Origin of the sequence: Aeromicrobium sp., assembly GCF_050700635.1 — a bacterium.
Classification (GTDB): Bacteria; Actinomycetota; Actinomycetes; order Propionibacteriales; family Nocardioidaceae; genus Aeromicrobium.
The window spans coordinates 1-4,309 of record NZ_JBOHDT010000196.1 but is presented as its reverse complement, the minus strand read 5'-3'; the positions used below and the strand labels follow the sequence as shown (position 1 = coordinate 4,309).

At 69.1% G+C, this 4,309-nt stretch carries 6 protein-coding genes; 4 read left to right on the top strand and 2 right to left on the bottom strand.

The features are described 5' to 3' along the window. A partial coding sequence (locus ACRDPN_RS15315) for an aminotransferase class III-fold pyridoxal phosphate-dependent enzyme (protein WP_431449545.1) occupies window positions 1-724 on the top strand: 724 nt, incomplete at its 5' end. A gap of 286 nt (window positions 725-1,010) precedes the next feature. Here the strand turns inward: ACRDPN_RS15315 and ACRDPN_RS15310 are convergent. Beyond that, window positions 1,011-1,670: a response regulator transcription factor gene (locus ACRDPN_RS15310; protein ID WP_431449544.1), complete on the bottom strand. Its 660-nt coding sequence runs from the start codon at window positions 1,668-1,670 to the stop codon at window positions 1,011-1,013. Then, on the bottom strand, window positions 1,667-2,848 hold the full coding sequence (locus ACRDPN_RS15305) for a sensor histidine kinase (protein WP_431449543.1): 1,182 nt from the start codon (window positions 2,846-2,848) through the stop codon (window positions 1,667-1,669). Before ACRDPN_RS15305 ends, ACRDPN_RS15310 begins: the two co-directional genes overlap by 4 nt. Window positions 2,849-2,991: 143 nt before the next feature. Between ACRDPN_RS15305 and ACRDPN_RS15300 the strand changes: the two genes are divergently transcribed. From ACRDPN_RS15300 to ACRDPN_RS15290, 3 genes are all read left to right on the top strand, one after another. Next, window positions 2,992-3,396 (top strand): hypothetical protein, encoded by a 405-nt coding sequence (locus ACRDPN_RS15300; protein WP_431449542.1) that lies wholly within the window; start codon window positions 2,992-2,994, stop codon window positions 3,394-3,396. Between the two features lie 33 nt (window positions 3,397-3,429). After that, window positions 3,430-4,041, top strand: coding sequence for a TetR/AcrR family transcriptional regulator (locus tag ACRDPN_RS15295; RefSeq protein WP_431449541.1), 612 nt, complete (start codon window positions 3,430-3,432; stop codon window positions 4,039-4,041). 48 nt (window positions 4,042-4,089) lie between these two features. After that, window positions 4,090-4,309 (top strand): Phenylacetic acid catabolic protein (locus ACRDPN_RS15290; protein WP_431449540.1); only part of this gene is annotated, 220 nt, incomplete at its 3' end.

Genomic DNA, 4,309 nt, shown 5'->3' with positions numbered 1-4,309 from the left:
CGCCGCCGAACGCGCCATCGACCGCATCGAGGGACAGGTCGGCGCAGACAATCTCGCCGCGCTGGTCATCGAGCCGATCGCCGGCGAGGGCGGGTTCATCGAGCCGGCGCCGGGCTTCCTGCCCGCGTTGGCGAGCTGGTGCCACACGAATGACGTGGTGTTCGTGGCTGACGAGGTGCAGACCGGGTTCGCGCGCACCGGTGATCTGTTCGCGTGCGACCACGAAGGCGTCGTCCCGGATCTCATCGCCACCGCCAAGGGCATCGCGGGAGGTCTGCCGTTGTCAGCCGTGACCGGTCGCGCCGAGATCATGGACGCGCCGCACGCCGCCGGCCTCGGCGGCACGTACGGAGGCAACCCGGTGGCGTGCGCTGCCGCGCTGGCAGCGATCGAGACGATCGAGGAGGACGGACTGGTCGAGCGGGCACGCGACATCAGCCTCCTCGTCACCGACCGACTCACCCGGCTCCAGAACGACGATCCCCGCATCGGTGACGTGCGCGGCCGGGGTGCGATGCAGGCGATCGAGCTGGTCCGACCCGACACGCTCGAACCCGACGCCGACCTGGCGCGCGCCGTGGCCGCCCAGGTCCACCAGCAGGGCGTCATCGTCCTGACCTGTGGCTCGTACGGCAACGTGCTGCGCTTCCTCCCGCCGCTTTCCATCGACGACGACCTGCTGCATGACGCCTTCGACGTGATCGGTGCGGCACTCGCGGCGTGACGCGACGAGGCCGGCGCAGCGAGATGGTCGAGCCATGATGGGAGTTCCTGCTGTTCACCGCGACGCGGCGCTGACGCAGAAGTTGTCATCCGTCGGGTGTGGGCTCCCGGCCCGCCAGCGCATGGCGTCAGGCAGTGGCGAGGGGCAGGGTGTCGGGCGCTGACGGCGGGCGGCGCCGGGGGACGTGCCGATCGTGCGTTTGAAGGCGCGGCTGAAGGCTGCTTCGGAGTCTTCAAGACGAACGACGGACCGACCATCGCGGAGTACACGTTCATCTCCGAGCTTCTCAGGGACGTACGAGGCCAGACTCGTACGCCGCGATCACGGCCTGCACGCGGTCCCGGACACCGAGCTTGGCCAGGACCGACGCGACGTGGGTCTTGACGGTGCCGGGTGCCACCACGAGCGCCTCGGCGATCTCCGCGTTGCTCCGGCCGCGAGCCAGGTGCATCAGCACCTCCAGCTCGCGGTCGGTGAGGTCGTCGACCGCGGCATCAGTACTGCGGGAGCCCGCATGACTCCGGAAGTGGTCGACGACTGCTGCCGTGACCGACGGGTCGAGCCATCCCTCGCCATGAGCCACGGCCGCCACGGCCTCGAGCAGTGCCTCGGCCCGGACGTCTTTGAGCAGGAAGCCACTGGCTCCCGCAGCGAGGGCCGAGAAGACGTACTCGTCGGAGCCGAACGTCGTCAGCATCAGCACCCTGGTCTCGGGCAGCTCGGCGATGATGCGACGTGTCGCCTCGATGCCGTCGAGCACCGGCATCCGAATGTCGATCAGCGCGACGTCCGGCCGTGTCCGGAGCGCCTCGGCGACCGCATCGGCGCCGTCGCCTGCCTGGGCCACGACCGAGAAGTCATCGCGGACGCCCAGCATGGTCACGATGCCGTCGCGAACCAGCTGCTGGTCCTCGGCGACCAGGATCCGGATGCTGTGTGCCGTCATCGGACGACCGCATCGGTTCCGAACGGCAGTGCCGCCCGCACACGGAACCCGCCCGCAGGCGTCGGTCCGGCGTCGAATTCTCCACCGAGCGCGGTGGAGCGTTCACGCATCCCGATCAGTCCCCGCCCACGCACCGGACCGTCACTCGACACGACCGTTCCCTCGTCCTCCACGGTGACGAGGATGCGGGATGCCTCCTGGTCCACCACGACCCGCGTCGGCACTGGTCCAGCGTGGCGGACGACGTTGGTGAGCGCCTCCTGGATGATGCGATACGCCGCGAGTCCGGTGGCGCCGTTGTCGCCGGCGAAGCCGGATTCCGACATCACCAGCTCGACCGGAAGCCCCGCGTCACGAACCCGATCGACCAGTGTGGGGATGTCCGCGAGCCCGGGCAGAGGCGCTCGCACGACATCGCCGGGCTGATCCCGCAGGACACCGAGCATGGTGCGCAGCTCAGCCAGGGCCAGTCGGCCGGTTTCCTCGATCGCCTCGAACACGGCACTGGTCGGGCCGGCGTCGCTTCCCAGGCGCAGACGCTCAGCGCCCGCCTGCACGACCATCACCGACACCGAATGCGCAACGACGTCGTGTAGCTCGCGGGCGATCCGGTCTCGTTCCCGCTGGGCGCTCTCCGCGGCCTCGATCTCGAGCTGCGCCGCGCGGCTCGCGTGGTGGGAAGCAGCGTCGCTCTTGCGACGGACGAACGTGCCGCTGGCCCATGCGCCGGCCCAGAGCATCCACGGCCAGAAGTCGTCGCCGTCGCCCTCCTCGGTCGCCAACCATGATCCGACGGTCAGCGCCAAGGTGGCCACGCCCACGGCGACCGCGGTCAGTCCCCGCGTGCGGCTTCCCGCCGTGTACAGGACGACGAGCAAGGGCACGACCGACAGCTGCGGCGCGAACGTGCCGGTGGCGACCAGGGTCTCGCCCAGGTGGGCGGCGGCGACGACGACGGCAACCGTTCCCGGGTACGTCGAACGCCAGGCGATCGGCACCGCGATCACCACGGACAAGATGATCAAGGGGACGTGCGGGGTCATGTCGGGATTCACCACGACCTCCGTGACCAGGAGGACCAGGAAGGCCACGGCGAGGGCGGCGTCCAGCCGGGTCCAGCCGGCGGGCCGACGCTGAGCCATCCAGGGCGGGAGTCCACCCGCGGACACATCCGTCACACGACAAGAATCTAGTCGGAGAAGCGCGTGGGCACATCGGCCTTGCGACAGAGCGTTCCTCGGCGAACCTGCGCCTTTCGGACGAGTCCAGGTCGAGTCGCGAGGGCGATGTGCTCAGCCGGCCACGTGCCTAGCGTCAAGGTATGAACATTCTCAAGAAGGTCTTCATCGCATCGTCACTCGCCTGCGGGGCCTCGTGGTTGCTCAAGATGGTGGCGATCGTCGCCACTGGCGGCGCCGGTACGGAGGCTCTCATCGTGGGCATTCTCTGGACCACGGGCATGGTGACGTTCCTCGTCGCGTCCGGCACCGGCGTCGCTCTCCTGCTGGGTCGCGCCCCCGTGTGGGTCCGTGTCATCGGCGGCCTGGTCGCGGTGCCACTGTCGTTCATCCTGATGAACATGCTCGACATCGCGGTCAAGTCCGTCTACCAGGTGGACGGATGGTTCCGCGACGAGTTGACACTGGTGATCTCCGCGGTGGTGTTCGGCGCCCTGGGGCTCCGTGCGGCCGCCAGCGACAAGCGGCGGCTGACGTCGGACGTCTGATCCCGCCAACGGTGGTCGTGCCATGATCGGCGCATGGTCTCGGTACCCCGCTCGCGCATGTTGCCGTCGGGTAAGCCGCGGCCCCGGTACGACCAGGAGTCCGTGCTCGCCGTCGCCGCCGAGGTGTTCACCGAGCGCGGGTATGACGGCACGAGCATGGAGCACCTCTCGCGGGCGTCCGGGTTGTCGAAGTCGTCGATCTACCACCACGTCGAAGGCAAGGAACAGCTCCTGAGGCTCGCGCTCGAGCGGGCCCTCGACCCGCTGCTTGCCAGCCTCGACGCCGACGACGTGACGACGGGTCGCGCCGTCGACCGACTGCAGCACCTGGTGCGGCGCGACGTCGAGATCCTCGCCGACCGGCTCCCCTACGTCACGCTCCTGCTTCGCGTGCACGGCAACACCAAGACGGAGCGGTGGGCCCTCGACCAGCGCCGACGCTTCGACCGTGCCGTGGCCAGGCTCGTGCAGGAGGCGATCGACGAGGGCGACGTGCGGTCAGACGTCGATGCGCGCACGACGGCGCACCTGATGTTCGGCATCGTGAACTCGATCATCGAGTGGTACCGGCCGGGTCGCGACAGCTCGCCGGCCGCCCTCGCCGACCAGATCACGTCGATGGTGCTCGACGGCATCCGCACCTGACCGCTGCGTTACACTCGAACCGAACGATCATTCGGTTTGGGGGTACGCATGGATGAGCTGCAGCAGCACTTCGACGAGACCATCGAGCACGGCTCACGCATCGAGCCGCGCGACTGGATGCCCGACGGCTACCGCCGCACGCTCGTGCGCCAGATCGCGCAGCACGGGCACTCGGAGATCATCGGCATGCAGCCCGAGGGCGCTTGGCTGACGAGCGCACCGTCGCTGCGCCGCAAGGCCGTCCTGATGGCGAAGGTCCAGGACGAGG

What these genes read in the sequence shown, in the direction of transcription:
- ACRDPN_RS15295 (WP_431449541.1), top strand. Translation starts at nt 3,430, where the DNA reads ATGGTCTCGGTACCCCGCTCGCGCATGTTGCCGTCGGGTAAGCCGCGG.
- ACRDPN_RS15300 (WP_431449542.1), top strand. Translation starts at nt 2,992, where the DNA reads ATGAACATTCTCAAGAAGGTCTTCATCGCATCGTCACTCGCCTGCGGG.
- ACRDPN_RS15310 (WP_431449544.1), bottom strand. Translation starts at nt 1,670, where the DNA reads ATGACGGCACACAGCATCCGGATCCTGGTCGCCGAGGACCAGCAGCTG.